This is a genomic window from Bradyrhizobium sp. CCBAU 45389 (assembly GCF_028128625.1).
Classification (GTDB): Bacteria; Pseudomonadota; Alphaproteobacteria; order Rhizobiales; family Xanthobacteraceae; genus Bradyrhizobium; species Bradyrhizobium liaoningense_B.
In genome coordinates, this window is the sequence record NZ_LBIY01000097.1 from 157,979 (window position 1) to 183,647 (window position 25,669).

Annotated in this window: 22 protein-coding genes and 2 tRNA genes; 14 read left to right on the forward strand and 10 right to left on the reverse strand. The window is 65.1% G+C overall.

All coding sequences use genetic code 11. The annotated features are described in order from the left end of the window. Nucleotides 1-16 precede the first annotated feature (16 nt). From XH79_RS33600 to XH79_RS33615, 4 genes are all read left to right on the forward strand, one after another. A complete protein-coding gene (locus XH79_RS33600) occupies nt 17-397 on the forward strand; it encodes a hypothetical protein (RefSeq protein WP_212343228.1) in 381 nt (126 codons plus the stop codon). A gap of 89 nt (nt 398-486) precedes the next feature. Further along, entirely contained in the window at nt 487-687 is a 201-nt protein-coding gene (locus tag XH79_RS33605; protein ID WP_211408936.1) for a hypothetical protein, read from the forward strand. Between the two features lie 240 nt (nt 688-927). Continuing rightward, nucleotides 928-2,061, forward strand: coding sequence for a glycosyltransferase family 2 protein (locus XH79_RS33610; RefSeq protein WP_212343230.1), 1,134 nt, complete (start codon nt 928-930; stop codon nt 2,059-2,061). Nucleotides 2,062-2,067: 6 nt separating this feature from the next. Next, nucleotides 2,068-3,570 (forward strand): glycosyltransferase family 39 protein, encoded by a 1,503-nt coding sequence (locus XH79_RS33615; protein ID WP_271584456.1) that lies wholly within the window; start codon nt 2,068-2,070, stop codon nt 3,568-3,570. An 85-nt stretch (nt 3,571-3,655) separates the two neighbouring features. Here the strand turns inward: XH79_RS33615 and XH79_RS33620 are convergent, their stop codons facing one another. Both XH79_RS33620 and XH79_RS33625 read right to left on the reverse strand, forming a co-directional pair. Beyond that, nucleotides 3,656-5,542, reverse strand: coding sequence for a CHASE2 domain-containing protein (locus tag XH79_RS33620; protein WP_271584457.1), 1,887 nt, complete (start codon nt 5,540-5,542; stop codon nt 3,656-3,658). Nucleotides 5,543-5,616: 74 nt separating this feature from the next. Continuing rightward, on the reverse strand, nt 5,617-6,138 hold the full coding sequence (locus tag XH79_RS33625; protein WP_271584458.1) for a FecR domain-containing protein: 522 nt from the start codon (nt 6,136-6,138) through the stop codon (nt 5,617-5,619). A 653-nt stretch (nt 6,139-6,791) separates the two neighbouring features. Between XH79_RS33625 and XH79_RS33630 the strand changes: the two genes are divergently transcribed. Beyond that, complete coding sequence (locus XH79_RS33630) at nt 6,792-7,883, forward strand: DUF2778 domain-containing protein (RefSeq protein WP_271584459.1); 1,092 nt, start codon at nt 6,792-6,794, stop codon at nt 7,881-7,883. Nucleotides 7,884-7,947: 64 nt separating this feature from the next. On the opposite strand, the gene XH79_RS33635 is transcribed toward XH79_RS33630, so the two are convergent. The 3 genes from XH79_RS33635 to XH79_RS33645 all read right to left on the reverse strand — a co-directional run bounded on the left by XH79_RS33635 (nt 7,948) and on the right by XH79_RS33645 (nt 10,089). Continuing rightward, nucleotides 7,948-8,772: an SDR family NAD(P)-dependent oxidoreductase gene (locus tag XH79_RS33635; RefSeq protein WP_271584460.1), complete on the reverse strand. Its 825-nt coding sequence runs from the start codon at nt 8,770-8,772 to the stop codon at nt 7,948-7,950. A gap of 72 nt (nt 8,773-8,844) precedes the next feature. Continuing rightward, nucleotides 8,845-9,483 (reverse strand): glutathione binding-like protein, encoded by a 639-nt coding sequence (locus XH79_RS33640; RefSeq protein WP_271584461.1) that lies wholly within the window; start codon nt 9,481-9,483, stop codon nt 8,845-8,847. A gap of 12 nt (nt 9,484-9,495) precedes the next feature. Further along, on the reverse strand, nt 9,496-10,089 hold the full coding sequence (locus tag XH79_RS33645; protein ID WP_271584462.1) for a cysteine hydrolase family protein: 594 nt from the start codon (nt 10,087-10,089) through the stop codon (nt 9,496-9,498). Between the two features lie 128 nt (nt 10,090-10,217). Here XH79_RS33645 and XH79_RS33650 point away from each other — a divergent pair, with 128 nt between their 5' ends. From XH79_RS33650 to lepB, 6 genes are all read left to right on the forward strand, one after another. Continuing rightward, nucleotides 10,218-11,051 carry a LysR family transcriptional regulator gene (locus XH79_RS33650; protein ID WP_271584463.1) on the forward strand — a complete coding sequence of 278 codons (834 nt, stop codon included), beginning with the start codon at nt 10,218-10,220 and terminating at the stop codon, nt 11,049-11,051. A gap of 193 nt (nt 11,052-11,244) precedes the next feature. Then, nucleotides 11,245-11,314, forward strand: a tRNA-Phe gene (locus tag XH79_RS33655). Between the two features lie 4 nt (nt 11,315-11,318). After that, nucleotides 11,319-11,384 (forward strand) — tRNA-His (locus tag XH79_RS33660). A 336-nt stretch (nt 11,385-11,720) separates the two neighbouring features. Continuing rightward, a complete protein-coding gene (locus tag XH79_RS33665) occupies nt 11,721-12,872 on the forward strand; it encodes a slipin family protein (protein ID WP_271584464.1) in 1,152 nt (383 codons plus the stop codon). Nucleotides 12,873-12,929: 57 nt separating this feature from the next. Continuing rightward, a complete protein-coding gene (locus XH79_RS33670) occupies nt 12,930-14,273 on the forward strand; it encodes an RtcB family protein (RefSeq protein ID WP_271584465.1) in 1,344 nt (447 codons plus the stop codon). A 100-nt stretch (nt 14,274-14,373) separates the two neighbouring features. After that, nucleotides 14,374-15,120 (forward strand): signal peptidase I, encoded by a 747-nt coding sequence (gene lepB / locus XH79_RS33675; protein WP_271584466.1) that lies wholly within the window; start codon nt 14,374-14,376, stop codon nt 15,118-15,120. 16 nt (nt 15,121-15,136) lie between these two features. On the opposite strand, the gene XH79_RS33680 is transcribed toward lepB, so the two are convergent. The 3 genes from XH79_RS33680 to XH79_RS33695 all read right to left on the reverse strand — a co-directional run bounded on the left by XH79_RS33680 (nt 15,137) and on the right by XH79_RS33695 (nt 19,103). After that, on the reverse strand, nt 15,137-16,897 hold the full coding sequence (locus XH79_RS33680) for a B12-binding domain-containing radical SAM protein (RefSeq protein ID WP_442869992.1): 1,761 nt from the start codon (nt 16,895-16,897) through the stop codon (nt 15,137-15,139). 202 nt (nt 16,898-17,099) lie between these two features. Then, nucleotides 17,100-18,740, reverse strand: a complete 1,641-nt coding sequence (groL, locus tag XH79_RS33690; RefSeq protein WP_212343243.1) for a chaperonin GroEL — start codon at nt 18,738-18,740, stop codon at nt 17,100-17,102. Nucleotides 18,741-18,788: 48 nt separating this feature from the next. Then, nucleotides 18,789-19,103 carry a co-chaperone GroES gene (locus XH79_RS33695; RefSeq protein ID WP_014494241.1) on the reverse strand — a complete coding sequence of 105 codons (315 nt, stop codon included), beginning with the start codon at nt 19,101-19,103 and terminating at the stop codon, nt 18,789-18,791. Between the two features lie 400 nt (nt 19,104-19,503). Here XH79_RS33695 and XH79_RS33700 point away from each other — a divergent pair, with 400 nt between their 5' ends. After that, nucleotides 19,504-19,791: an usg protein gene (locus XH79_RS33700; protein WP_018648592.1), complete on the forward strand. Its 288-nt coding sequence runs from the start codon at nt 19,504-19,506 to the stop codon at nt 19,789-19,791. Between the two features lie 179 nt (nt 19,792-19,970). Here the strand turns inward: XH79_RS33700 and XH79_RS33705 are convergent, their stop codons facing one another. Next, entirely contained in the window at nt 19,971-22,097 is a 2,127-nt protein-coding gene (locus XH79_RS33705) for an O-linked N-acetylglucosamine transferase, SPINDLY family protein (RefSeq protein ID WP_271584468.1), read from the reverse strand. 216 nt (nt 22,098-22,313) lie between these two features. Here XH79_RS33705 and XH79_RS33710 point away from each other — a divergent pair, with 216 nt between their 5' ends. Further along, complete coding sequence (locus tag XH79_RS33710) at nt 22,314-22,841, forward strand: cupin domain-containing protein (protein ID WP_271584469.1); 528 nt, start codon at nt 22,314-22,316, stop codon at nt 22,839-22,841. A 118-nt stretch (nt 22,842-22,959) separates the two neighbouring features. On the opposite strand, the gene XH79_RS33715 is transcribed toward XH79_RS33710, so the two are convergent. Continuing rightward, nucleotides 22,960-24,210: a NupC/NupG family nucleoside CNT transporter gene (locus tag XH79_RS33715; protein WP_271584470.1), complete on the reverse strand. Its 1,251-nt coding sequence runs from the start codon at nt 24,208-24,210 to the stop codon at nt 22,960-22,962. A gap of 159 nt (nt 24,211-24,369) precedes the next feature. Between XH79_RS33715 and XH79_RS33720 the strand changes: the two genes are divergently transcribed. Then, nucleotides 24,370-25,608 (forward strand): MFS transporter, encoded by a 1,239-nt coding sequence (locus XH79_RS33720; RefSeq protein WP_271584471.1) that lies wholly within the window; start codon nt 24,370-24,372, stop codon nt 25,606-25,608. The last annotated feature ends 61 nt before the right edge of the window (nt 25,609-25,669 follow it).

Consider the following 25,669-nt stretch of genomic DNA (forward strand, 5'->3'; position numbering starts at 1 on the left):
CGAAAAGGAGAACAAGATGCGGATGCTGATGCTGGGAGCGGCGCTCATCATGATGACATCTGCTGCCATGATGTCTGCTGTTAGGGCGGACGATGACGACGACAAGAACGCGCAGAAGCTCGCGATGCAGGGCCGCGACGATTACTGGCATTGCCTGGCGCGGGAATATTCGCGCGATTCCAATCAGGGCCTGTCGGAGCAGGATTTCGGCCGCTCGGTCGCGGGCGCCTGTCCGTCCGAGCGGCAATATTACCGGGTGGCCTTGCTGGACTATCTCACCACGCAATATCCGAACATCGATGCCGGCGCCCATCTCGCGACCGCGAACAGGGCGGTCGAGTCGGCGCAGAAGGATATCGTGACGGCCTTCGTCAAGCACAGGCCGCCGCAGAAATAGCTCCATTGATTGTCTGGTCCTTGGGGCCCTTCCGGCTGCGCGTTCATCCGTGGTATCACTCGCCGCATCTGGAACAGGGATGGGTTTCCATGTCGTCTGAGTCGGTGGGGGGCATTCTGGGCGCGATCGTCGCGGCGGTCGTGCTTGCGGTCGCCGTCGTCTTCGGGCCGATCGGCCAGTACGGCAAGCCGCCAAAGCCGGCCAAGGTCGAGCCGGCCCCTGCGGCGGCACCCGCAGCCCCTGCCGCGCCCGCGCCGCGAGGCCCGGTGATCAAGGAAGTCCCGAACTAATCCCGAAAGGGGGCCTTTGTCCCCTTGAAAAGCGGTTTTGCCGTCCCCATCTAGCTTCAAACGGCGACGTTGAGCGAAAAACTCCGGCGCTGGGACGACCTTGGAATAGCTTGGGCCTGCGCCGGATGTACGCGCGGTCCGCCGTTCCGGGGTCGTTGGCATTTTAGGGCCCCTTTTGGCCCGTCCCCCCTTAAAACCCCGGCTTGGCAGCGCAGGACGCGGCGGATATACGCTGCCGTCATGAATGAAGCGATCAGACCGGGCTCCGACCATCCGCCGCAGGCTCAAGAGGGGCCGGAACTGTCGGTCATCGTCCCGACCTTCAACGAGCGCGACAATGTCACGGTGCTGTACCGGCGCCTGGAGGCGACGCTCGTCAACGTCGCCTGGGAAGTCGTGTTCGTCGACGACAATTCGCCCGACGGCACCTGGGACGTCGTGCGCGCGCTGGCGCAGCGCGACAGCCGCGTGCGCTGCGTCCGCCGCATCGGCCGCCGCGGCCTGTCGGGCGCCTGCATCGAGGGCATCCTGGCCTCCAGCGCGCCCTATGTGGCCGTGATCGACGCCGACCTCCAGCACGACGAGACGCAACTGCCGAAGATGCTGCTGCTGCTCGCGAGCGACCAGGCCGAGCTCGTGGTCGGCAGCCGCTATATCGAGGGCTACAAGAGCGAAGGCTTCAACAAGCAGCGCGCCGGCGCCAGCGCGCTGGCGACCGAGGTCGCCAGGAAGATGCTGCGGGTCGAGATCGCCGATCCCATGAGCGGCTTCTTCATGATCCGCCGCGACCGTTTCGAGCAGCTCGCGCCAAAGCTGTCGGTGCACGGCTTCAAGATCCTGCTCGACGTCGTCGCAACCGCCCATGGCGGCTTGCGCGCCGTCGAGATTCCCTACACCTTCGGCGCCCGCCAGCACGGCGAGAGCAAGCTCGATTCCATGGTCGCGCTCGATTTCCTCGGCCTGGTGCTGGCCAAGCTGACCAACGACATCGTCTCGCTGCGCTTCATCCTGTTCGCGATGGTCGGCGGCATCGGCCTCGTGGTGCATCTCACCACGCTGTTCATCGCCCTCCAGCTGTTCAAGGCGCCGTTCGCGGAGGCGCAGGCTGCCGGCGCCATCGTCGCCATGACCAGCAATTTCATCCTCAACAACTTCCTCACCTATCGCGACCAGCGGCTGAAGGGCTTTGCGCTGCTGCGCGGCCTGATCGCCTTTTACATCGTGTGCAGCGTCGGCCTGCTCGCCAATGTCGGCGTCGCTTTCTCGGTCTACGACCAGGAGCCGATCTGGTGGCTGGCCGGCATGGCCGGCGCGCTGATGGGCGTGGTGTGGAACTACGCGATGTCCGGACTGTTCGTCTGGCGCAAGAAATAGCTCGCAATGGGCGGAGCTGACGCGCGGATCGTCCGCAACACCGCGCTGGTGATTCTCGCGCTGGTGGCCCTGCGGCTGGTCGCGGCCGCGTTCACGCCGATCACCTTCGACGAAGCCTATTACTGGATGTGGTCGAAGAACCTGGCCGGTGGCTACTACGACCACCCGCCGATGGTCGCCCACGTCATCCGCGCCGGCACCATGATCGCCGGCGACACCGAGCTCGGCGTCCGCCTGGTCTCGATCCTGCTCGCGCTGCCGATGAGCTATGCGATCTACCGCTCCGCCGCGATCCTGTTCGGCGGCGCCCGTGTCGCTGCGACCAGCGCCATCCTGCTCAACGTGACGCTGCTGGCCTCGGTCGGCACGCTGATCGTGACGCCCGATGCGCCGCTGCTGGTCGCCTCCAGCTTCGTGCTGTTCTTCCTCGCCAAGGTGCTGGAGACCGGCCGCGGCATCTGGTGGCTCGCGGTCGGCGCCGCGGTCGGCGCGGCGCTGCTGTCGAAATACACCGCGATGTTCTTTGGCGCGGCCATCCTGATCTGGCTCGTTTCCGTGCCGAAGCTCAGGCGGTGGTTTCTCTCGCCCTGGCCCTATCTCGGCGGCCTCGTTGCGCTGGCGCTGTTCTCGCCGGTGATCCTCTGGAACGCCGATCATCAATGGGTCTCGTTCGCAAAGCAGCTCGGGCGCGCCAAGATCGAGGACTTCCGTCCGGTCTTCATCGCCGAGCTGATCCCGACCCAGATCGCGTTCGCGACCCCGCTGGTCTTCATCCTCGGTGCGATGGGGCTGCACGCGCTGACCTGGTATCGGGCCGGCGCGCAGGCCTCGCGCGTGCTGATCGAGGCGATGTTCTGGACCATCGTCGCCTATTTCGTCTGGCATTCGCTGCATGCCCGCGTCGAGGCCAACTGGTTCGCGCCGGTCTATCCGCCCTTCGTGATCGCGGCCGCGGCCGCCGCCAACCTCGTGCAGTGGAAGCCGCGAGCGCGCCGCCTGGCGGATTTCTGCCTGCGCTGGGCCGCGCCCGTGGGCATCGTGATGTTCGCAGCGCTGATCGTGCAGGCCAACACCGGCTGGCTGTCGGGCTATCGCCGCGACGCGACCGTGCGCAGCGTCGGTGTCGGCTGGCGCGAGCTCGCCGCGCAAATCGAAGCCGAGCGCGCGCGCGTTGGCGCGACCTGCGTGCTTGCGCCGGATTACGGCACCACGGGCTGGCTCGCCTTCTACCTGCCGCGCGGCAGCTGCGTGGTGCAGCAGAACCAGCGCATCCGCTGGGTCAACATGCCCGAGCCCGATCCCAAGCTGCTCGCCGGCAAGCTGCTCTATGTCGACGAGCTGCGCGCAGGCGGCCATCCTGCTGTCCACGACCTCTTTGCGCAGGTGACGCAAATCGCGCAATTGCAGCGCAAGCGCGGCCCGCTCGTGGTCGAGACCTACGGCATCGATCTCCTGGAAGGCGCCAAGGGCGACGTGCTCGACCGCTCGCCGCCGCCGGAAGCGCGGTAGACCTTCGTTGTCGTCCCGGCCCCTCGTGCGCAATTGCGCACCAGGCCGGGACGACGGCGGAGTATTTGGCGAGCAGAGTGGCTATTCAGTCAATCATCTCTGCCCCGGTCGCCGCCGCGCCCGGCTTGCTCTCGTCGCGCCAGAACCAGACCGCAACCGTGCCGGAGCGGCCGCGGACCTGCGTGCGCAGCGGGCCTCTCAACGAGCTGTCGGGGTCGCCGAGGAAGTCGGCCGCATCCAGCAGCGTATCGCTGAGCGCGAGCTGCGCGCCGTTCTGGGCCGCGACCTCCATCAGCCGGTTCGCGACATTGACGGTGTCGCCCGTCGCGGTGATGTGCTGGTGGCTGCCGCCAAGGCGCGAGGCGACGATCGGGCCGCAATGCGCGCCGATCTTGAAGCCGAGCTGATCCCCGATTGCGGGCGGCAGTGAAGCGATCCAGCGATCGACGCTGCGATGCAGCTCGATGGCGCATTTGAGCGCGCGCGCCGCATCATCGGGCATCGCGCCGGGCAGGCCGAACAGGATCATGGCGCCATCGCCGAGGAAGCCGGTGACGATGCCGCCGCACGCCGTCGCCGCCTGGTCGATCCGCGCGTGAAACGCATTCAGGATATCCCGCAACGCATCGGGATCGGTCCGTTCGCTGAGCGCGGTGAAGCCCGAGAGATCGATGAAGACGACGGCCGCATTCTGCCGGACCGGCTTCGCCAGGAAATCGGGATCGCGCGCCAGCCATTCCTGCACCGCCGGCGCCTGGAACTGCGCCAGCGACCTGCTCTTGGCGGTGAGATATTGGGCCTTGCGGCTTCCCGCCCACAGCTGCACGCCGGCAAAGACCGCAACCGGCGGGACCGTCGCTGCGAGCGTGGTCGCGGCGTTCAGCCAGACGCCGTGCGTGAAGGCGAACAGGTTGAGCCCGGCCCAGGCGATCATCACCACGGCGGCGGCGACAAGCCCGAGCGCGCTGCGCCGCCAGGCGAGCAGGCCGACCAGCAGCACCGGCAACAGGATCGCGATGAGCGCATCGGCGATATGAACCTTGCGGTCGCGCATGATGCCGTCGCCGGCGACGAGATGGGTGATCGCGGTGGAGATCACTTCGACGCCGGGCATGAGGGAATCGAACGGCGTCGGATAGAAGTCGCCGCCGCCGGCGACCGAGGCCCCGATCACCACGATCCGGTTCTCGATCGCCGCGCGATTGAGCGTGCCGTCGAAGATGCTCTGCGCGCTGACGGTGCGGATGGTGCGGCGTGGGCCGTAATAAGTGATCGGCAGCGCAAAGTCGCTGTCGGTCGCCACGGCGCGATCGCCCAGCATGAGATGGTCCGGCGCGATCGTCAGCGGCTTGTCGAGCGCGCGGGTCGCGACGCGCAAGGGGAATGAGAGCTCGACCTTGTCATGGGTCCGGAACAGCATCGGCACCGAAAGCGGCGAGCCGGATTGCCCCGTGGCGACGTTGACGACGCCGACCTCGGCATGGTCGGCAAATGCCGGCAGCGGCAGCAGGAAGCGCTCGGCTTGCGGCAGGACGGCGAGGGGCCCCTGGCTGCCGGGCGCCACGGTCTCGCTCGCGGACGGGAAGATCGCCGCGGCGGCGAGCACCATCGGACCGGTGGCGAGCGTACTGGCGAGCGTGGCATCTCCGATCGCGGCGCTGCGGTCGACCAGCAAGAGGTCAATGGCAACGACCTTGGGCTTGAACTGCACGATGGTGTCGACGACGCGGGCGAGATCGGCGCGCGGCAGCGGATAGCTGCCGCCGCGTTTCACCACGGTGTCGTCGATCGCGACGATGGTGACGAGATCGGGCGGGGCCTGCACGCCGCGGACCTGCGTCCGCCAATCCGTCAGCGTCGCCTCGAGGCGATCGAGAAAGCGAAGATGACCGTTGGCGTGAGCTGCATAGATGCCGGCACCCCACAGCGCGGTGAGGACGAGGGCCACCAGAATCTGAACGCGTCTCGTCATTACGTCATGCAATCTCTTTGTCGCCCGGGCCTTGCTGCGCGGGCCTCAATTCTCGGAGCCTTATTGACCCAGTCTTATTGGCCTAGTCTTGCCATCAGCGCGTCGACGCGCGGCTGGCCCCATGTCTTGACGGTCAATGGACCGGTCGCCTCGACATCGACGCCTTCGCCCGGTCCGAGCACGACGCCGCGTCCGCCGCTCCTGCGGGAGACGCCGACGCGGCCGTTGGCGACGAAGACCGCGGTCTTGGCCTCTGCGACATCGACGGCCCATTTGGTGCCGCGCACGGCGGCGATGGCCCGTGGCGTCAGCACCTTGAAGGGATTGCCGCCGGGCTTTTTGGGCACATCGACCAGCAGCGCTTTGCTGCTCAACTCCACGGAGTCAATATGTCCGTCGCGGTTGGCGTCCTTTAGTTCAAATCTGGCGCCATTCTCCGCGACAATCGTGATCCCGTTGTCGCAGCGCCAGAGTTGCGTTCCGGCCGCGGATGGCGAGGGCGTGCAACCCGCGTGGGCCGGCTGCGCGGCCGCGTATTCCATCAACAACAACGACCACGCCAGAGCAATGACTCCGGCGCGTGCGATCCTTTTCATGCCAGCCTCCGTTTGCGTGCTCGGCACAGTTCAAGGCGATGCTGATACGGTACCGTATCACACGCAGAGGCTGCTGAATAGTGCCGCTTCTCGCAGCTATTTTCTCGCTGCGGCATTTTCCAGTTCTGGCGCGATCAACTTTCAGTCAGGGCGCCGTGCCGCGTGAGCGCCAAGCCTCGCCCTCTCATCGCAAGCGGGGGAGAGGCGCGAATGGGAGATGGCGCGCACCAGCCTCGCGCAATCCTTCCCCGCTATCGTCCGGATATTGAGGACCACGAAAATGACTTGGTTGGTGCGTTTAGAGAGGCGGCCGTAAGACGTTCGCTGATCGCCCGATCCAGACGAGAATTATGGTTAACAAACGCGACTAAGTCCGTAGTTCTGCGGGCTTTTTTCTCAGAATGAGACAGCGTTAACGAGCTGCCCCACATCTGCCCGAACTTAATCCGCATTTAACTAAAAGTCGCCTTAATGACGCTCCGACCCTCTGCGAGATGCTGTTCCCGGATCGTGACCAGCGGCGCTTCGAAGGGGGACTGAGTGACACCGTCCTGGACGCAAGGCGAATGAGTACGAGTATCGCTGCGCAGAGTAACGCGGCACGGAAGTCCAAAAATCCTGGCAAGAATTCTCTTCGGAAGCCTTCCCGGAAAATGACCACGACCAATTGGCTTGGCGCCGCGGCGATCGGCTGCGTCGTGATGGGCGCCGGCTGGACCATCTACAGCAACGTCTTCGGCGCGAGCGTCTACCCGACCGTCGGCAGCATTGGCTACGACGAGCCCGTGACCAAGCGTGCGCCCAGGGTGGTGCTGCGCGAGGCCAGCGAGGCCATCAACGAGGCCTTTGCCCTGCTGCCCGACCGGCTCCAGGTCGCAGCCCCGATCTCGCGCGAGATGTTCAACGAGCGCTTTGCCGCCGCCGCGACGCAGGGCGTGCCGTCGAATGCGGCGAGCGCCGTGCCCGCGCCCCAGGTTGCGGCAGCCAAAGAGGCCCCGAAGCAGAGCGTGATCGCGAAGGTCGCGGAAGCGCTGAAGCCGGCAGCCAAGAACACTGACAAGACTACCGACAAGACTGCGGACAAGGCCAAGCGTGCTGCGCCCGATGGCCAGATGCAACTCGCCTCGGCGGACCCGGCCGAGATCGTGCCGGCGCCCGAGGCAAAGCCGAAGTCGTTCGCCGACCGTGCCAAGGCCGCGGTGATGTCGATCACCGGGCCGCGCCAGTCGATGGTGGACAAGCTCTGGGGCAAGCGTGAGCCCTCCGGCGGACTGCTCGCCTACGCCTCGGCCGATGCCAGCGTGACCGCGTCCATCGCGCCGAAGGAGATGAACCCGATGCTCGGCGGCGCGCCGCCCTATGAGCGCGACACCGCGGTCTACGACATCACCGCCAAGATGGTGTATCTGCCCGACGGCACCAGGCTCGAGGCGCATTCCGGCCTCGGCTCCAATCTCGACGATCCGCGCTCCTCGAAGATCCGCATGCGCGGCGTGACGCCGCCGCACATCTACACGCTGAAGCCGCGCGAGGCGCTGTTCCACGGCGTGCCAGCGCTGCGCCTGACCCCGATTGGCGGCGAGAGCGCGATCTACGGCCGCGACGGCCTGCTCGCGCACACCTTCATGCTCGGACCGAACGGCGACTCCAACGGCTGCGTGTCGTTCAAGGATTACTACGCGTTCCTCGACGCCTACCGCAACAAGGGCATCCGCAAGCTTGCGGTGCTGGCGCGGGTGGACTGATCTTCGCTGATACCGGTTGATCCAAAGGGCCGCTCGCAGCGGCCCTTTCTTTTTGCGCGACGTGTCAGCCCGGCCAGCACTGTCCGCCGCCGTCGATCCGCAGCACCTGGCCGGAGACGAACGCGCCCATGGGGCCGGCGAAGAATTCGACGACCCGGGCGACCTCGTCGACGGTTGCGATCCGGTCGAGCGTGCCGGTCTCGACCATCCTGCCAGGGTCTACCGCGCGCGTGCCGAGGAAACGGCCGGTGCGGGTATCGCCAGGCGCGATGCAATTGACGGCGATGTCGTAGGGGCGGAGCTGATCGGCCAGGCATCGCGTGTAGTGCGTGACGCCCGCCTTCGACACCGCATAGATCGAGCCCTGGGTGCGCCCCTTGAATGCGGCGACCGAGCCGAGCGTGACGATGCGCCCGCGCCGCCGCTGCATCATGCCGCGCGCGACGGCCTGGCAGGTCAGAATGGTCGAGAGCAGATTGCGCTCCAGCACCGCGCGTACATCGGCCTCCTTGATGTTCACCGCGTCGTTCGGATCGGGCTTGCCTCCGGCGGCTGCGATGTCGCCGCCCGCATTGTGCACGAGGATGTCGATCGGGCCGAGCGCGCCTTCCGTCTCCGCAATCACGCGCGCGATGTCCTCGCCCTTGGTGAGGTCGCCCAGCACGCGCTGGCTGCGGACGCCGAATTGCCGGCCGATGTCTGCGGCCACCGCCGTGAGGGTGGTGCCCTCGCCATATTCCGCCGGTCCGTTCTCGCGCATGCCGTGGATGGCGACGTCGGCGCCGAGCGCGGCGAGCTTCTCCGCGAAGGCGCGGCCGAGCCCGCGTCCGGCGCCGGTCACCAGCGCGACCTTGCCGGCCAATATCCTCGTCGTGTCGTGCGATGTCATGATCTTGTTCCCGTGCAATGCCAGTCGGTCGCAAGATCTAGCCCAATCGCTATCGCCTGTGCCAGCGACCTGTCACGCCGGGCTCACCTCCATCGTCTTGCGCAGGGCCAACTCGGTCGCGATCGCCTCTCGCACCGCTGGCCGCGCCTGCATGCGTTCGAGATAGGCCGACAACGACGGCCACTGCCTAATATCGATTCCCGCGGGACGGAGCAGCAGCAGGGCCCAGGTGAGATGGGCATCCGCGACGGTGAAGCCGTTGCCGACGAGGAATTCGCGGTCGGCAAGATGCGCCGCCGGCACCGACAAGGTCTGCGGGATCCGTGCCCGCGGCTTGGCGAGCGAGCCGTCGTCCTTGTACCAGAAGGTCGGAAACAGGAACGCCTTGTGGATCTCGGCGCCGATGAAGCTCAGCCATTCCTGCAGGCGATAGCGATCGGGATCGCCGAAGCGCGGTGCAAGGCCGGACTCGGGCTTTGCCTCGGCGATGTATTGCAGCACCGCCGCGCATTCGGTCAGCCGCTCGCCGTTTTCCAGCACGAGGACCGGCACTGCACCCTTCGGCGAGATGCCGCGAAAGTCGCTGTCGTCGGCCGCGACCATCTTGGTCCGGAGATGCACCAGGTGATAGCGCGCATCGAGGCCTGCTTCCATCAGCGCGATGCGGCTCGCAAGCGAGCAGGCCATCGGTGAGAAATAGAGTTGCAGCATCGCGTTGCTCCGTTATTTCAGTGCATCGCCGCGCGCGATGATGGCGAAGCGGTCGGATAGCTCGGCGAGCGCAACCTCGTGGATGGTCCGGGCGTCCAGCGTGCCGCCGCGGCCGTCCGGCAGGTCGCGCGTGGCGCAGGAATCGGCGTCGATGGTCGTGCGAAAGCCGAGGTCGAGCGCGGCTCGCGCCGTGGAGCTGATGCACATATGCGTCATGAAGCCGGCCAGCACGATGTTCTTCCTGTCGGTTGCGGCAAGGCGCGCCCGCAAATCGGTGCCGGCGAAGGCATTCGGCAACTCCTTCTCGATGACCAGCTCGCCGGCACGAGGGCTCAGCTCGGCGACGATGGCGCCGCGCTCAGCGTCGCGATCGAACAGACTGCCGGCCTTGCCGCGATGGGCAATGTGGATGATCGCGGCCCCGCTCTCGCGAGCCCGTGCCAGGAGAGCAGCCGCCCGCGCGATCGCGGGTCTTGCGTCGGGCAAAGCGAGAGGACCTGCGAGATATTCGTTCTGGATATCGATCAGCACCAGCGCAGCGTCGGCAAGACGCGGCGGGTTGAGATCGGCGCCGGCGAGCTGCAGCAGGGTTTTTGCGGTCGTCATGGTCTTGGAAATCTCCGGGGCAAAAGGCTGAACGAACATAGCGCCGGGAAGGCCTGCCGATATGCAGGGATATTGCAGCGGGTGGCTGCGATATTGCAGGCTCCTGCCGGCCGGTATAACCTCGCGCAATGAACTGGGACGATCTGCGCATCATCGCTGCCGTCAGGGACGAGGGCACCTACGCGGGCGCCAGCGCGCGGCTGCGCATCGACGAGACGACGGTCGGGCGCAGGCTGTCGCGCATCGAGCGTGCGCTCGGTTTGCGTTTGTTCGAGGCCGCCGACGGCGTCCGCAGGCCGACGCGGAGTTGCGAGGCGGTGCTGGCGCATGTCGAGGCGATGGCCGCACATGCCTCCGAGATCGGTCGCCTCAGCGAGAGCCTGGAAGGTCCGGTAGGACGCCTGCGCATCGCCTCCACCAACACGGTCGCCGAGGAGGTGCTGTCGCCGCGCGCAAGCGACTTCCTGCGTGCCAATCCCGGCCTGACGCTGCAATTCCTCACCTCGAGCGAGAACGTCAAATTCTCGCGTTGGGAGGCCGATCTCGCCATCCGCCTGCGCAAGCCCGACAAGGGCGATTTCGCGATCTCGAAGCTCGGTGACGTCAAGCTCTATTTCTTCGAGCCGGTTGCGACCGAGGGCGAGCCGATGCTGTGCGCCTATCCGGATGAGCTCGGGACCATTCCCGAGATGCAATTCCTGCGCACGAAGAAAGCCCGCGCGCGCTGCGTCACCGACAACGTTCGCGTCATCCGTAACCTGATCCGCGCGCATCAGGCCGCCGGCGTGTTGCCGGAGTATGTTTGCGCGGATCTGCTCGGCGATCGCCGCCTGCGCGCCACGCTGCTGCCGAAGCGGCGCGACGTCTGGCTGCTGGTGCAGAACCATCTCAAGCGCGACGCCGCAGCGCGTGTGACGATCGACTGGGTGAGGGCGTGTTTTCAGGAGATGTCGCGTAGTTGACGCGATGTCGCGGTGTGACGATCGCATCACAGCGCGCAAGCTGCGACGAAAAATCTTGAACCTGCCTCTTGCAACCCGAGCGCGCCTGGTCTATTAGCGCCGTCCTTCGCTAGGCCATGGGTTCGGGCTCTCTGAGATCCCGACTGGCGCGAGCCGGTCTCCGGTTTCGTGTTCCGCCGAATGAAGGAGAAACGCAGGACGTAGCTCATGGAGAGCGTCGGGCTGAACACCCGAAGGCATCGGTTCGATTCCGGTCTCTTGCACAAAGGATAGCTCAGTTTGGTAGAGCAGATGATTGTGACTCATCCTGTCGCGGGTTCGAATCCCGCTCCAGCGCTCCGTTTCAGCCTGAAAAGCTGATACCTCTGAAGGGGACCGGACGCGCGCTTCAGTCGCCGTCCGGCCGCATTGCCCAAAAGGCTTTCGTCCGAACAACGACACTGTGAGACCGGCTTTGCGCCGCGGGTAGATACCGCTTGCGCCGATGCCGGGTGGCTCCGCATGACCGCGCGACACGCGTCGCGCGATCGCGCGCGTGCGCCCGTCGTCATGCAAGCTCAAGCCCCGGTCCGCCGATGTCATGGGAAGCGTCGTCCCGCGTCCTCAAATCCTTTGCAAACGAAACCTGTCGCCCGGCATCCGGCCGGGCGCAAACGAAGGAGGCGTGCCATGACTTGGCACTTGCTGATGCTGAACGTGACGGTGAAGGATGGCGAGCGTGCGTTGCTGACGCGCAATGGGCAGCTCGTGCGCGTGCTCGCGCCCGGCAAGCATCGGCTGTTCGATCCCCTGCACGAGCTGAAGGCCGAGGTGCTCGACGTGGTCCGCAGCGAGTTTTCTGCGGAGCGCTACGCCGTGCTGAAGGCCGCACGGCCCGATCTTGCCGACGAGCTGTTCGAGGCGGTCGAGACCAGGGCGGACGAGATCGCAATCGTCAGCCTCGACGGCCGGCCCGTGCATCTGATGACGCCCTGGCAGGTGCGCGTCTACTGGAAGGTCGCAACGAGCATCGATGTCGAGCGCATCGATGTGTCCGCTGATCCCAAGGTCAGCGCGCGGCACCTGGCCATGATCGAGCGCAACCGTTCGGCCGTGACATCGGAGACGGTGGTCGAGAACCACGAGGCGGGCTTGCTCTACGTCGAGGGCCGGCTCGTGGAGCGGCTCGCGCCCGGCCGGCACGCCTTCTGGACCGTCGGCCGCAAGATCGAGGTGAAGCGCCTCGACCTGCGGCCCCAGGCGGTCGAGATCACCGCGCAGGAGATGCTGACCAAGGATCGCATCGCGCTGCGGGTGACGCTGACGGCGTTCCGTAAGGTGGTCGATCCCGAGCGCACCGTTGCGACCGTGCCCGACGTGGATGCGTGGCTGTACCGGCTGGTGCAGTTCGCGATCCGCGAGGCGGTCGCCGGCCGGACGCTGGACGAGGTGCTGTCTGCGAAGGCGGCACTGGATGCGGAGCTGCGCGACTATGTGCGCGCACGCGTCGCGGAGTCCGGTGTGGAAGTGACCGAGCTCGGCGTCAAGGACGTGATCCTGCCTGGCGAGATCCGCGAGCTGGTGAACAAGGTGGTGGAGGCGGAGCGGGTCGCGAAGGCGAACCTGATCCGCCGGCAGGAGGAGACCGCGGCGACGCGTTCGCTCCTGAACACCGCCCGCCTGATGGAGGAGAACCCGCTGCTGCTGCGGCTCAAGGAGCTGGAGTCGCTGGAGCGGCTGGTCGAGAAGGTCGGCCGCATCGACCTCCATGCCGGCAATGGTGAGGGCCTTGATGCCCTCTTGACCCGGCTCGTGCGCCTGAAGGCGCCCGAGAGCGCATGAACAGAAGGGCCGCCCACGGGCGGCCCTTCGCCGAATGAACACGAAAGGACCGGAGCGATGATCGACGGCACCACGCTGATCGCCTGGGGATTCAAGCCCGGCCGTTGGTTCAAGGCGGCATTGGAGACCGCCAACGCCATGCGTGCGGGCGGGGCCGATGACGATTCGATTTTCATCGCCCTCCAGGCCTTGCAGCCGATCGAGACGCTGATGCGGACGAATGGCATTCCGTTCGCGATGCTGGTCGATGCGGAGAACGAACAGGAGCGCGCGAACATCGCAGCGGTCGCCCGGCACATGGATGCCTTGATGCGCGTGCCGACCGTCGTGGCCGGCGCGGTGATGCCCGATGCGTGCCCGTCCGGCGCCGCGCCTGGAACGATTCCGGTCGGCGCCGTCGTCGCATGCGACGATGCCATCCATCCCGGATTTCATTCGTCGGACATTTGCTGCTCGGTCGCGATCACCGTTTTTGGCCGCAGGGATGATCCGAGGCGCGTGCTTGACGCCGTTCAGGACGCGACGCATTTCGGTCCGGGGGGCCGTAGCCGAATCCACGTACCGCCTGATGAGGTGATGTCAGAGTTCGACGGCAATCCCTTCCTGAGGGGACTCGAGAGGTTTGCGATCGGTCACTTCGCCACCCAGGGAGACGGCAATCACTTTGCCTTTGTCGGACATCTCAAGTCGACGGGGCAGGTGGCGCTGGTGACGCATCACGGCTCTCGCGGTCTCGGTGCCCAGGTCTACAAGCGCGGAATGGCGGTCGCCAGAAAGCACGCCGCGATCCACGCGCCAAAGGTCCCGGAGCACAATGCATGGATCAAGGCGTCGAGCGAAGACGGCCGGGCCTATTGGGAGGCCTTGCAGATCGTGCGCCGCTGGACGAAGGCCAACCACATCGCGATCCACGATCTCGCCGCCGCAAGACTCGGTAACGCGATCGCCGATCGCTTCTGGAACGAGCACAACTTCGTCTTCCGCAAGGCGGACGGCCTCTTTTATCATGGCAAGGGAGCCACCCCGAACTGGTCGGGCTTCTCCAGGGATGACGAGGGACGCACCATCGTGCCGCTCAACATGGCGGAGCCCGTGCTGATCCTGAAGCATGCGGACAACAAGTCGGCGCTCGGCTTCGCACCGCACGGCGCCGGGCGCAACGTGAGGCGCAAGGCCTTCCTGCGCGCCAACAAGCCGCAGCTACCGGTGGGGATCGATGCTCGCTTCTACCGCGGCAGACCTGATCCCTCGGAGCTGCCGGAGGCTTACAAGAATGCTGCGTCGGTACGGTCCCAGATCGGCAGATACGGTCTCGGCGAGGTGATCGACGAGGTGATCCCGTATGGCTCGATCATGGCGGGCGATTGGGAGGCCAATGCGCCATGGCGGAAGGCGAGGTGAACGCGCGGGCGGGCTCGTGCGACCAATTGAAGTTCGCTGGGGATTGCACGCGCGCGCAGGTTGCGTATTCTCACGATGACGATCTTGATCGGGCAGGCGCATGACCACTCTTGAGCAAACGATCCGCCCCGCGGCGCGATCCAGCGAATGGAAGGCGATCGTCGTCCTGATCCTGCTGATCCCGGTGCTGTGGTCGCCGCCGTTCCTGGTTCGCTTCTTCCTGTATCAGCCGTTCAACATCCCGTCCGGTTCGATGACGCCGACGCTGGTCGTCGGCGACTACGTCTTCGCCGCCAAATATGCCTACGGCTATGGCCGCTATTCCTTCCCCTTCGCGCCGTCCTGGATCTCGGGCCGCATCCTCGCCGCCGCCCCCGAATACGGCGACATCGTCGTGTTTCGCACGCCGAAGGACATCTCGGTCGACTACGTCAAGCGCGTGGTCGGCCTGCCCGGCGATCGCGTCCAGATGCGGGGAGGTCAGCTCTTCCTCAACGACCGCGCGGTGACGCGCGTGGCGCTGAAGGAGGTGTTCGCCGGTGCGGCCTGCGGCGGCGATGACGAGGCGAAGGCCAAACGCTGGCGTGAGACGCTGCCGAGCGGCGCGAGCTATGTGACCTACGACTGCGTCGACAATGGCTTCCTCGACAACACCAGCGTCTACACGGTGCCGCCAGGACATTTCTTCGTGCTCGGCGACAACCGCGACAACTCCACCGACAGCCGCATGATGTCGGCGTTCGGTTTCGTGCCGATGGACAATCTGGTCGGCAAGGTGACACGGATCTTCTGGTCGCTCGACGAAAACGGCGATCCGCACATGGAGCGGCTGGGGAAGGTGCAGTGAGGCGCGACGGCGCACCTCACGAGACGGGGATCTTCCGCCTCTGCGCTTCCTCGATGTGTCGGCGCTGATCGAGGAAGGCCTGGCTCGACCGCGTCTTGAACAATTCGAGGCTCTCGGTTTGATCGGTCGAAGCCGTCAGCGCCTTGTCGGTATAGGCGAGCCGATGCGGATCGCGCTTGACCTTGCGCGCAAGGCGCTCGAGACGGATTGCGAGCGTCGCCCAGCGAGCTGCCTTGGTCGCCGTTTCCGCAACGAAGCGAGGATAGAACAGCCACGCCGGCTCCGTCGGCAGATGTGGACGGCGCTCACGCCGGCTTTTCAGACGGAGCACACCGCCCTCGAGCGGGTGGACATGCTCGATCGGATGGTAGCCCCTGAAATAGAGAACGAAGGTCTTGATCCTGTTGACGCTGTTGCCGGTTGCCGCGGCCCGCCGCATGATCGTTTCGACATGCGCCCAGCTGTAGTAGGTGGCCCAGGCCGTCGCGTAGGCGTGTTCCCATTCGGCCTGCGACATCGTCGTGTGCGCGACCGTGACATGGTCCAGATCGTACTTGTTGAGGTCCGGATCCATCGTGACGCCCTTGGTGTATAGCGTCTTGTGATCCTCCGATCCGGGCAGCGGCGTCAGGAAGAAGAACTCCAGCATGTCGATCGGCAGCTCGTCCTGGATGATCTTGATGTCACGGATGATCGACGCCGGCGTGTCGTTCGGGAAACCGAGGATATAGCCGCCGACGGTGACGATTTTGGCCTGCTTCCAGGCTAGCATCATCTCGCGGTAATCCGTGATCTTGTTCTGGCGCTTCTTGGCGCCGAGCAGACTGTCCGGATTGATGTTTTCCAGGCCGATGAAGCACCTTCGTACGCCTGCTTTTGCGCATTTCTCGACGAAGTTCGGCAGCTTGTGGCAGAGGGTGTCGACCTGGATCGTGAAGCTCAGCTGCCATCCTTCGCTCTCGCGAAGCGCGATGATGCGGTCGAGCAACACCTCCCAGTCCTTGTTGCGGGCGAAATTGTCATCGGTGATGAAGAAGGCATGAATGCCCTGCGCGACATTGGCGCGGATCAGGGCCTCGATGTCGTCGGCAGTCCGGCGCCGAGACTTGCGGCCTTGCACGTTGATGATCGTGCAGAACGAGCACTGGAAGGGGCAGCCACGGCCGGCGTCGAAACTCGTGGTGCGACCCATTACCCGCTTGATCTGCTCTTGGGGAATGATTGGTAACGACTGACCTTCGAGATGCGGAAGGTCATCGAGGAAATTGTACTGTGGCTGAAGCCGCCCGGCGACGGCATCCTGCAGGACGTGCTCAAGACGTCCTTCAGCCTCCCCGGCAAACACCGACACACCCAGATCCATGATCTTGCGAACGTCAGGGTCGCAATCCGGCAACATGGCCAGCGTCCCCGAGACATGGAAGCCCCCGACCGCGACCTGGATACCCCGGCTTCGAAATTGTCGTGCGATATCAATCGCTCGTGGAAACTGGTTGGACTGTACGCCGACCAGCATCACCATACCGGCATTGGCCGTCTTGATCGAGCGCGCCAGCTCTTCAACCCGCACTCTCCGGTTGGTCTCGTCGATCGCTTCAAGGTCGATGTCGAAATCTGCGCCGAGAACCTGACGCTCGCGGCAATCGAGCGCGATGCCATGAAGGCACGCCAAGGAATTGGAAGGCAGGCCCCCCCGCCACCAACGGATTACGTAGCCATCACTGTCGTAATGCGACGGCTTGATGAGAACAAGCCGGAATGTCTTGTTCGTCGGCATGCGCGGAGGGTATCCCGCGAACGCTCGATCGCCAACCCGTTTTGATTGCATCTTGCGACGACCGAGCCGCGGTCTACGTCGTTCCGGAGGCGCTTCGCGTTGCCCCGGGACGAAAGGGGATGCGACCTATGCGTGTAGAGTCAAAAAACCCCGGCATCGCTGCCGGGGTTTCGCATTTCGTATCGTGCCTGAGAGGCCGGACTTAGAAGTCCATGCCGCCCATGCCGCCGCCCGGGGGCATCGCGGGGCCGGCGCCGCCCTTCTTGGGCAGCTCGGCGACCATGGCTTCCGTGGTGATCAGGAGCGCGGCCACCGAGGCAGCGTTCTGGATCGCGGTGCGGACCACCTTGGTCGGGTCGATGATGCCCTTCTTGACGAGGTCGGCATATTCGCCGGTCTGGGAGTCGAAGCCGTAATTGTAGGCCTTGTTCTCCAGGATCTTGCCGACGATCACCGAGCCGTCTTCACCGGCGTTGATCGCGATCTGGCGAGCGGGAGCCGACAGCGCCTTGCGCACGATCTCGACGCCGGTCTTCTGGTCGTCGTTCTTGGTGCGCAGGCCCTTGAGCTGCTCGGAGGCACGGAGCAGGGCGACGCCGCCGCCCGGAACGATGCCTTCTTCCACAGCCGCGCGGGTCGCATGCATCGCGTCATCAACGCGATCCTTGCGCTCCTTCACCTCGACCTCGGTCGCGCCGCCGACGCGGATCACCGCGACGCCGCCCGCGAGCTTGGCGAGACGCTCCTGGAGCTTCTCACGGTCGTAGTCCGAGGTGGTCTCCTCGATCTGCGCCTTGATCTGGGCCACGCGCGCCTCGATGTCGGCCTTCTTGCCGGCGCCGTTGACGATCGTGGTGTTCTCCTTGTCGATCATCACCTTCTTGGCGCGACCGAGCATGTTGAGCGTGACGTTCTCGAGCTTGATGCCGAGGTCTTCCGAGATCGCCTGGCCGCCGGTCAGGATCGCGATGTCCTGCAGCATGGCCTTGCGGCGATCGCCGAAGCCCGGAGCCTTGACGGCCGCGACCTTCAGGCCGCCGCGCAGGCGGTTCACGACCAGGGTCGCGAGGGCTTCGCCTTCGACGTCCTCGGCGACGATGACCAGCGGCTTGCCGGTCTGCACCACGGCCTCGAGCAGCGGCAGCAGCTCGTTCAGCGAGGAGAGCTTCTTCTCGTTGATGAGGATGTAGGCGTCGTCCATCTCAACGCGCATCTTGTCGGCGTTGGTGACGAAGTAGGGCGAGATGTAGCCGCGGTCGAACTGCATGCCCTCGACGACGTCGAGCTCGGTCTCGAGCGACTTGGCTTCCTCGACGGTGATGACACCCTCGTTGCCGACCTTCTTCATGGCGTCGGAGAGGAACTTGCCGATCTCCTGGTCGCCGTTGGCCGAGATGGTGCCGACCTGGGCGATCTCCTCGTTCGAGGTGACCTTCTTCGAGTTCTTCTCGAGGTCGGCCACGACGGCTTCGACCGCGAGGTCGATACCGCGCTTGAGGTCCATCGGGTTCATGCCGGCGGCAACCGACTTGGCGCCTTCCTTCACGATCGCCTGGGCGAGCACGGTGGCGGTGGTGGTGCCGTCGCCGGCCGCGTCAGCGGACTTGGAGGCGACTTCGCGCACCATCTGGGCGCCCATGTTCTCGAACTTGTCGTCGAGCTCGATCTCCTTGGCGACGGTGACGCCGTCCTTGGTGATGCGGGGAGCGCCGAACGACTTGTCGAGCACGACGTTGCGGCCCTTCGGACCGAGCGTAACCTTCACCGCGTTGGCGAGAACGTCGACGCCGCGCAGCATCTTGTCGCGCGCTTCAACCGAGAATTTGACTTCTTTGGCTGCCATCTGGAATTTTCCTTGGATGATGTTTGACTGGAGGGAGAGAGGGGGCTCTTAGGCCGCCTTCTTCTTGGAAGCGGGGACGTCGAGGACGCCCATGATGTCGCTTTCCTTCATGATCAGGAGATCGACGCCGTCGATCTTGACCTCGGTGCCGGACCACTTGCCGAACAGCACGCGGTCGCCGACCTTCAGGTCGATCGGGATCAGCTTGCCGGCTTCGTCGCGGCCACCCGGGCCAACGGCGACGACTTCACCCTGGGAGGGCTTTTCCTTGGCAGTGTCGGGAATGATGATGCCGCCAGCGGTCTTCTCTTCTGCGTCGATACGCTTGACCACGACGCGGTCGTGAAGCGGACGGAATTTCATGCAGTCCTCCTAAGTAGTTGCACGATATGGGAATTTTTGGGCGTTAGCAGTCTGTGCCCGCGAGTGCTAGCACAGGCGAGGCTGAAATAGGACAGGAATTTTGCGGGGGCAAGGGCTTCTAGCAGAAAAATCGGCACCCGGAAGCGTGGACTGCCAGAATCTCTTTCCCATCGTTAACCAGCCTCGGAGGCCTCTTCGAGGCCCCGTGGGGGCCGTATTAGCACGGAGTTCTCTCTGCTGCTAACGCATTGAATTTCAACAGCTTGTTAAACTTTTGGGCTTGAGATGGGTTGTCAGTTTGCGTCACATTTCTCTCATGTGAGCGCATCTCCACCGGGTGGCTCGTAAGCAGCGTACCGGAAAGCCGCCCCCTGAATGCGCTCCTGCAAAGGAGGTTGGCATGGGACTGCGGGTTGGGGGCGTTTCCGAGGACTTCCGGAAACAGATGCTGGGCTACGGGCTGACGACGGCACAAATTCTCTACCGGATGCCGGATCATCCCTCGCTGCTCCAGACCTATGTCTGGCAGAACTACGACATGTTTCCGAAATTTCCCGCGCTGACCGACTTCCTGGCCTTCTGGCAGGAGAAGCTCGACGGTCCGCTGTTCTCGGTCACCGTCGCGCATTCCAAGCTGATCAAGCCGGCCGAGCTGCGCGCCGTCGACGGCGTATTCCGGCTGCATTGATTCAAGGCGCGCTCTCGTAGGGTGGGCAAAGGCGCGCTCTTGCGCGCCGTGCCCACCATCTCCCGCGACATCTGACAATGGTGGGCACGCTTCCGCCTTCGCTCTTCGAGCTACGGCGGACAAGTCGCTTTGCCCACCCTACGAACGCGCTTGCAGCGTGACCGCTGCCTGAGGGGCAATCAGGCGTCGCTGCTGCAATAGCGCTTCCACATCGCGCGATAGGCCTCGTCCACCGCTTGCGCGTAGGCGACCGGGTTGCAGGCGGGCGCTGCCCTGACCTGTCCGGGCAGCTCGCTGCGCAACTTGTCGAGGTCGTCGAGCTCAGCCGCACGGCTCACCGCGATGTCGATATAGGCCTCCTCGCTATCCGTGACCCAGTCCGGCAGGCCAATCGCGGAGAGGATGGAGCCGGCGGCGCGGCTGGGCAGACTGTTCCCGAGTTTCGCCACCACGGGCACGCCCATCTGCAAGGCTTCCAATGTGCTGACGCCGCCATTCTGCGGGAACGGGTCGAGGGCAATATCGACGCGATTGAACGCAGCCAGATGATCGACCCGCAAGGTGGTGCCGAGCAGTTCGACGCGTTCGGCCGGCACGCCGCAAGCTGCAAGCCGTGCCAGCAGATTATCGCGGACCATTTGATCGTCCAGCGCAACATCCTTGATCAGCAGTCGCGACCCCGGCACCCGCTCGAGAATCCGGGACCAAGCCTGCGCGGCCTGGTCTGAAATCTTGCTGATGCGGTTGAAGACGCCGAATGTGACGAAGCCGTTCGTGATCGCCGGCGTTGACGTCCCCGCAAGCTCCATCGGCAGCGGTTCCAGCGTCACGAAGCAGGGCAGATCGACGACGGTTTCCGCAAACAGATGCCGGACCGCGGCAGGGATCGCGACCGGGTCCGAGAACAGATAGTCGATCGTCGGCAGCCCGGTGCCGGTGCCGTGGCCCCAGCCATGGGCCTGGATCGGCGCCGGCTTGCGCGCAAACACGCTGAGGCGGTTTCCTTTGGTGTGGCCGGACAGATCGATCAGGATATCGATGCCATCGGCGCGGATCTCGGCGGCGAGGCGATCGTCGCTCCATTGCGAGGCGTCGCGCCAGCGATCGGCGATCTTTCGAAATTCGTCGGTCGCCGGATCCACTTTCGACGAACAGGAGTAGCACACGACCTCAAACTGTGCCCGGTCATGGTACTGCAGGACCGGCTTGAATATGAACGCGGCCGAATGCGCGTTGAAGTCCGACGAGACATAGCCGAGCACCAGCGGGCGATCCGGATCGCGGCTGTTGTCGTACGTTCCCGCCGCTTCTGAAGCGAACGTCTTGCCGATCCGCTCCCACCAGACCTGCCGCGCCTGCTGATGCTGCTCGACGCTGGCATCCGCCGCGAAATCGAGCGTGAATATCTTGTTGGAGATCGCGCCCGGGAAGTCAGGCTCGATCTCGAGCGCTCTGTCGTAACTGGCCAGGGCCTCGTCGACCTGCCCAAGCGTGGAGAGACAAACGCCCCGGATCAGGTGAGCTTGAACGGCATCGGGATCGAGCGCGATAGCTTTCTCGCTATCGTGCAATGCTTCGGCCACTTGCTGGATCTGGAGCCAGACACAGGCGCGCCCGAGCCAGCCGTTCATGTCGTCGGGCGCCAGGGCGATTGCCCGATTGCAATCCGCCATGGCTTCGTCAAATCGCAGAAGCTCCTGCAATGCGATGGCGCGGTTCGCCAGCGCCGAGGCATAGTCGAACTTGATCGACAGCGCGCGGTTCAGGCTTGCGATGGCCTCGTCATAATTGCGCAGACGGCAGAGCACCCAACCCCGACCGTTGTGGGCTTCGGCAAGATTTCCGTCGATTGCGAGCGCCTTGTCGTAGCACTCGAGCGCTTGCTGAAGATCGAGATTCACGCTCGCATTGCCGAGATTGGACAGGGCTACGGCGAAGTTGGGGCGCAAGGCGAGGGCCTTTCGATAGCTCTCGCAGGCCTCATCGTGACGTCGGAGCTTGTTCAGCGCGACGCCCCGGCTCATGTGAGCATCGGCAGATTGCGGATCCACGGCGACTGCCCGGCTCAGCAGAATTTCGGCTTCCTGATAGTTCTTGGCGTCTGACTCCAAACTGCCGAGCATATGCAGCGCGATGAACTGGTTGGGCGCGAGCTGCAGGACCTGGCGATAGCCAGCCCGGGCCTCGGCGAGAAGCCCTTGCTTCTGCAACTGGAGGGCCAGCCCGAGCAATGGCAGCACTTCGGCCTTCTGTCGCTTTTGAAGCCGCGCATTGTGAAATGCACGCTGACCTACGCTGTTGCTCATGAATCAATCCCCCAGAATCTCCCGGCGAGACTAAATCGGCGAGGGAACGAATACGAGACGACGGCCGTTTGCCACGACAGCTTCGGGCAAGCTACGAGCGACGGGGCGTCGCGCTTGCTGGCCCAAGCCCGCAATTGCTGCCCAGTCCAGGACTGGCTAGTCTGCCGTCGGGTTGTCCCCGTCCGGCGGGAGCGGCTCAGATCAGGGAGGCAGACAATGGCCAGGCAAAAGGCATCAAGACCCGCATCGAAGACCGCAGTGAAGAAGCGGAGTGGCACCAAGGCAGCGGCGCGATCCTCGGCGCGCAAGGCGGTGAAGGCAAAGGGCCGCACCACCGCACCGAAGAAGCCCGCACGTCCCAGGCAGCGCATCGCGATCAGCCATCATCGCGAGGAAGACTTCAAGGCCGACGGCCTGCGCGCCTACGCGAAGTATCGCGACCTCGGCATCGCCGATGCGACCCATGGCCTGGCGCAGGCGCATGTGATCCGCCTGCAAGGCCCCTGCGATCCGGCGGAGGTCTCGAAGCTGCACTTCCACGACGTCGAGTTCCAGATGGTCTATGTGCTCAAGGGCTGGGTGAAGACCTATATGGACGGCCAGGGCGAGACCTTGATGAAGCAAGGCAGCGCCTGGACCCAGCCGCCGAAGATCAAGCACATGATCCTGGATTATTCGGACGACGTCGAGCTACTGGAGGTGATCCTGCCGGCGGAGTTTAGGACGGTGGAGTTGAAGGCCTAGAGGCTCGCTCGCAATGACCGGGCCTTGTAGCCCGGATGGAGCGAAGCGCAATCCGGGGCCGCTGTATCCGGCGGTGACGCTGTCCCGGATTGCGCTACGCTCCATCCGGGCTACGGCGTCACGCCAGCACCCCCACCACCGCCCCCATCAAGCACGTCGTCAGCGTGCCCGATACGATCGACTTCAGCCCGAGCGCGTTGATCTCCTCGCGCCGCTCCGGCGCCATCACCCCCAGGCCGCCGATCATGATGCCGAGGCTGGCGAAATTGGCGAAGCCGCACATCGCGTAGAGCATGATCAGGCGCGAGCGCGGATCCAGCGTATCGGGTGGCAGTTTCGAGAAGTCGACATAGGCGATCAATTCGTTGAGCACGGTCTTGGTGCCCATCAGGCTGCCGGCGGTCACGGCCTGATCCCACGGCAATCCCATCAGCCAGCACACCGGCGCCATGACGAGGCCGAGCAGGCGCTGCAGCGAGATCGCGGCGCCGCCGACGTTAGGCAAGAGGCCGAGGATGGCGTTGACGAGATAGACCAGCGCCACCAGCACCAGCAGCATGGCGACGATGTTGAGCAGCAGCTCGAGCCCCGCGGTCGTGCCTTTCACGATCGCGTCCATCGTGCTGGCGACCTCCATCTCGGGATCCTCCAGCGCACCGCCGGTGCGCTTGTCGGAGGTCTCGGGCACCATGATCAGGCTGACGAGGATCGCGGCCGGCGCGCCCAGCACGGAGGCGATGACGAAATGCGCGGCCGCATCGGGAATGAGCGGCGCCAGCAGCGTCGCATAGAGCACCAGCACGGTGCCGGCGATGCCGGCCATGCCGCCGGTCATGACCAGAAACAATTCGCTGCGCGTCATCTGCGCCAGATAGGGCCGCACGAACAGCGGCGCCTCCACCATGCCGAGGAAGATGTTGGCGGCGGTCGACAGCCCGACCGCGCCGCCGACGCCGAGCGTTCGCTCCAGCAGCCAGGCCATGCCGCGCACGATCGGCGGCAGCACCCGCCAATAGAACAGCAGCGTCGTCAGCACGCTCATGACCAGTACGATCGGTAGCGCCTGGAATGCCAGGATGAAGTCGGCGCCGGGCACCTTCAGGTCGAAGGGCAGGGTGCCGCCGCCGATATAGCCGAACACGAAGGCGGAGCCGGCGCGCGAGGCCGCCGAGATCGCGCCGACCGCGTCGTTGATGGCGCCGAAGGCATGGGCGACGACCGGCAGCTTCAGCAGTACGACTGCGGTGGCGAAGGTCGCGACAAGGCCGATCACCGCCTGGCGCAGCGACACCGCGCGGCGATTCTCCGCCAGCGCGAAGGCGATCAACAGCAATGCGAAAACGCCGAGTGCCGATTGCAGCCGAAGCATGATGTCCCCAAAACCCCCAATGATTATGGCCGCGCGTGCGTTGCAAAGGCAATGCCGACCGGCCACGGAAGTGTCCCATTGTTGACAACCGGACCCGTCTCAGCCACGCGGAGGCCCATCAGATCAAGAGCCGGACAGTCCGAGGTGACCGAAGAGGCGATGCCAGAGCAGCCAAGATCCGCAAACCCGCCGGTCAGCGCCGGCGCGCTCCTCGCCCACCGCGCCTTCCTGTACTTCCTGCTCTCGCGCAGCCTGTCGCGCTTCTCCAGCCAGATCGCCGCGGTCGCGATCGGCTGGCAGATCTACGACCTCACCGGCTCGGCGTTCGACCTCGGCATGGTCGGCCTCGTGCAGTTCCTGCCGACGGCGCTGCTGGTGTTCGTCGCCGGCCACGCCGCCGATCGCTTCGAACGCAAGCGCGTGGTCCAGCTCTGCCAGCTCGTGGAAGCCGCGACCGCGCTCTATCTCGCAACCATCACCTATCTCGGCGCGGTCAGCGAGGTGCAGATCTTCATTGCGACCTTCGTGCTCGGCATCGCCGGCGCGTTCGAGAGCCCGACCACCGCGGCGCTGCTGCCGCTGATCGCGCCGCAGGGATCGCTCCAGCGCGCCACGGCGGTCGCGAGCGGTGCGGGGCAGGTCGCGACCATCACCGGTCCTGCGCTCGGCGGTTTCGCCTACGCGATCGCGCCGCATCTTGCCTACGCCGTGATGCTGCTGTTCTGGATTCTTGGGATGATCCTGACCGGCTTCATCCGGCCGCGGCCGCAGGCCGTCGCCAAGGACATGGACGAGGCGGACAATATCTTTGCCGGGGTCCGTTTCATCCGCAGCAATCCCGCGATTCTCGGCACCATCTCGCTCGACCTGTTCGCCGTGCTGTTCGGCGGCGTCACCGCGCTGTTGCCGATCTACGCCCGCGACATCCTGCAGACCGGCCCGGTGGGGCTCGGCGTGCTGCGTGCCGCGCCCGCGGTCGGCGCGCTGCTGATGACCATGGTGCTGGCGCGCCACGCCATCTCGCGGCATGTCGGCCTGCGCATGTTCCAGGCGGTGATCGTGTTCGGCCTCGCCACGATCGTGTTCGCGCTGTCGTCCTGGATGTGGCTGTCGGTGCTGTCGCTCGCGATCCTCGGCGCGGCCGACACGATCAGCGTCGTGATCCGCTTCTCGCTGGTGCAGCTGTCGACGCCCGACGAGATGCGCGGCCGGGTCGGCGCGGTGAATTTCCTGTTCATCAACGCCTCCAACCAGCTCGGCCAGTTCGAGAGCGGCCTCACCGCCGCCCTGTTCGGCGCCATGCCTGCCGCCGTGCTCGGCGGCGTCTGCACCGTGGCGGTGGCGCTGCTCTGGATGAAGCTGTTTCCGAGCCTGCGGCAGGTGGAGAGCCTGGAGTAGGGCACACTCGCTCCCCGTCATTGCGAGGAGCTCTTGCGACGAAGCAATCCAGAATCTCACC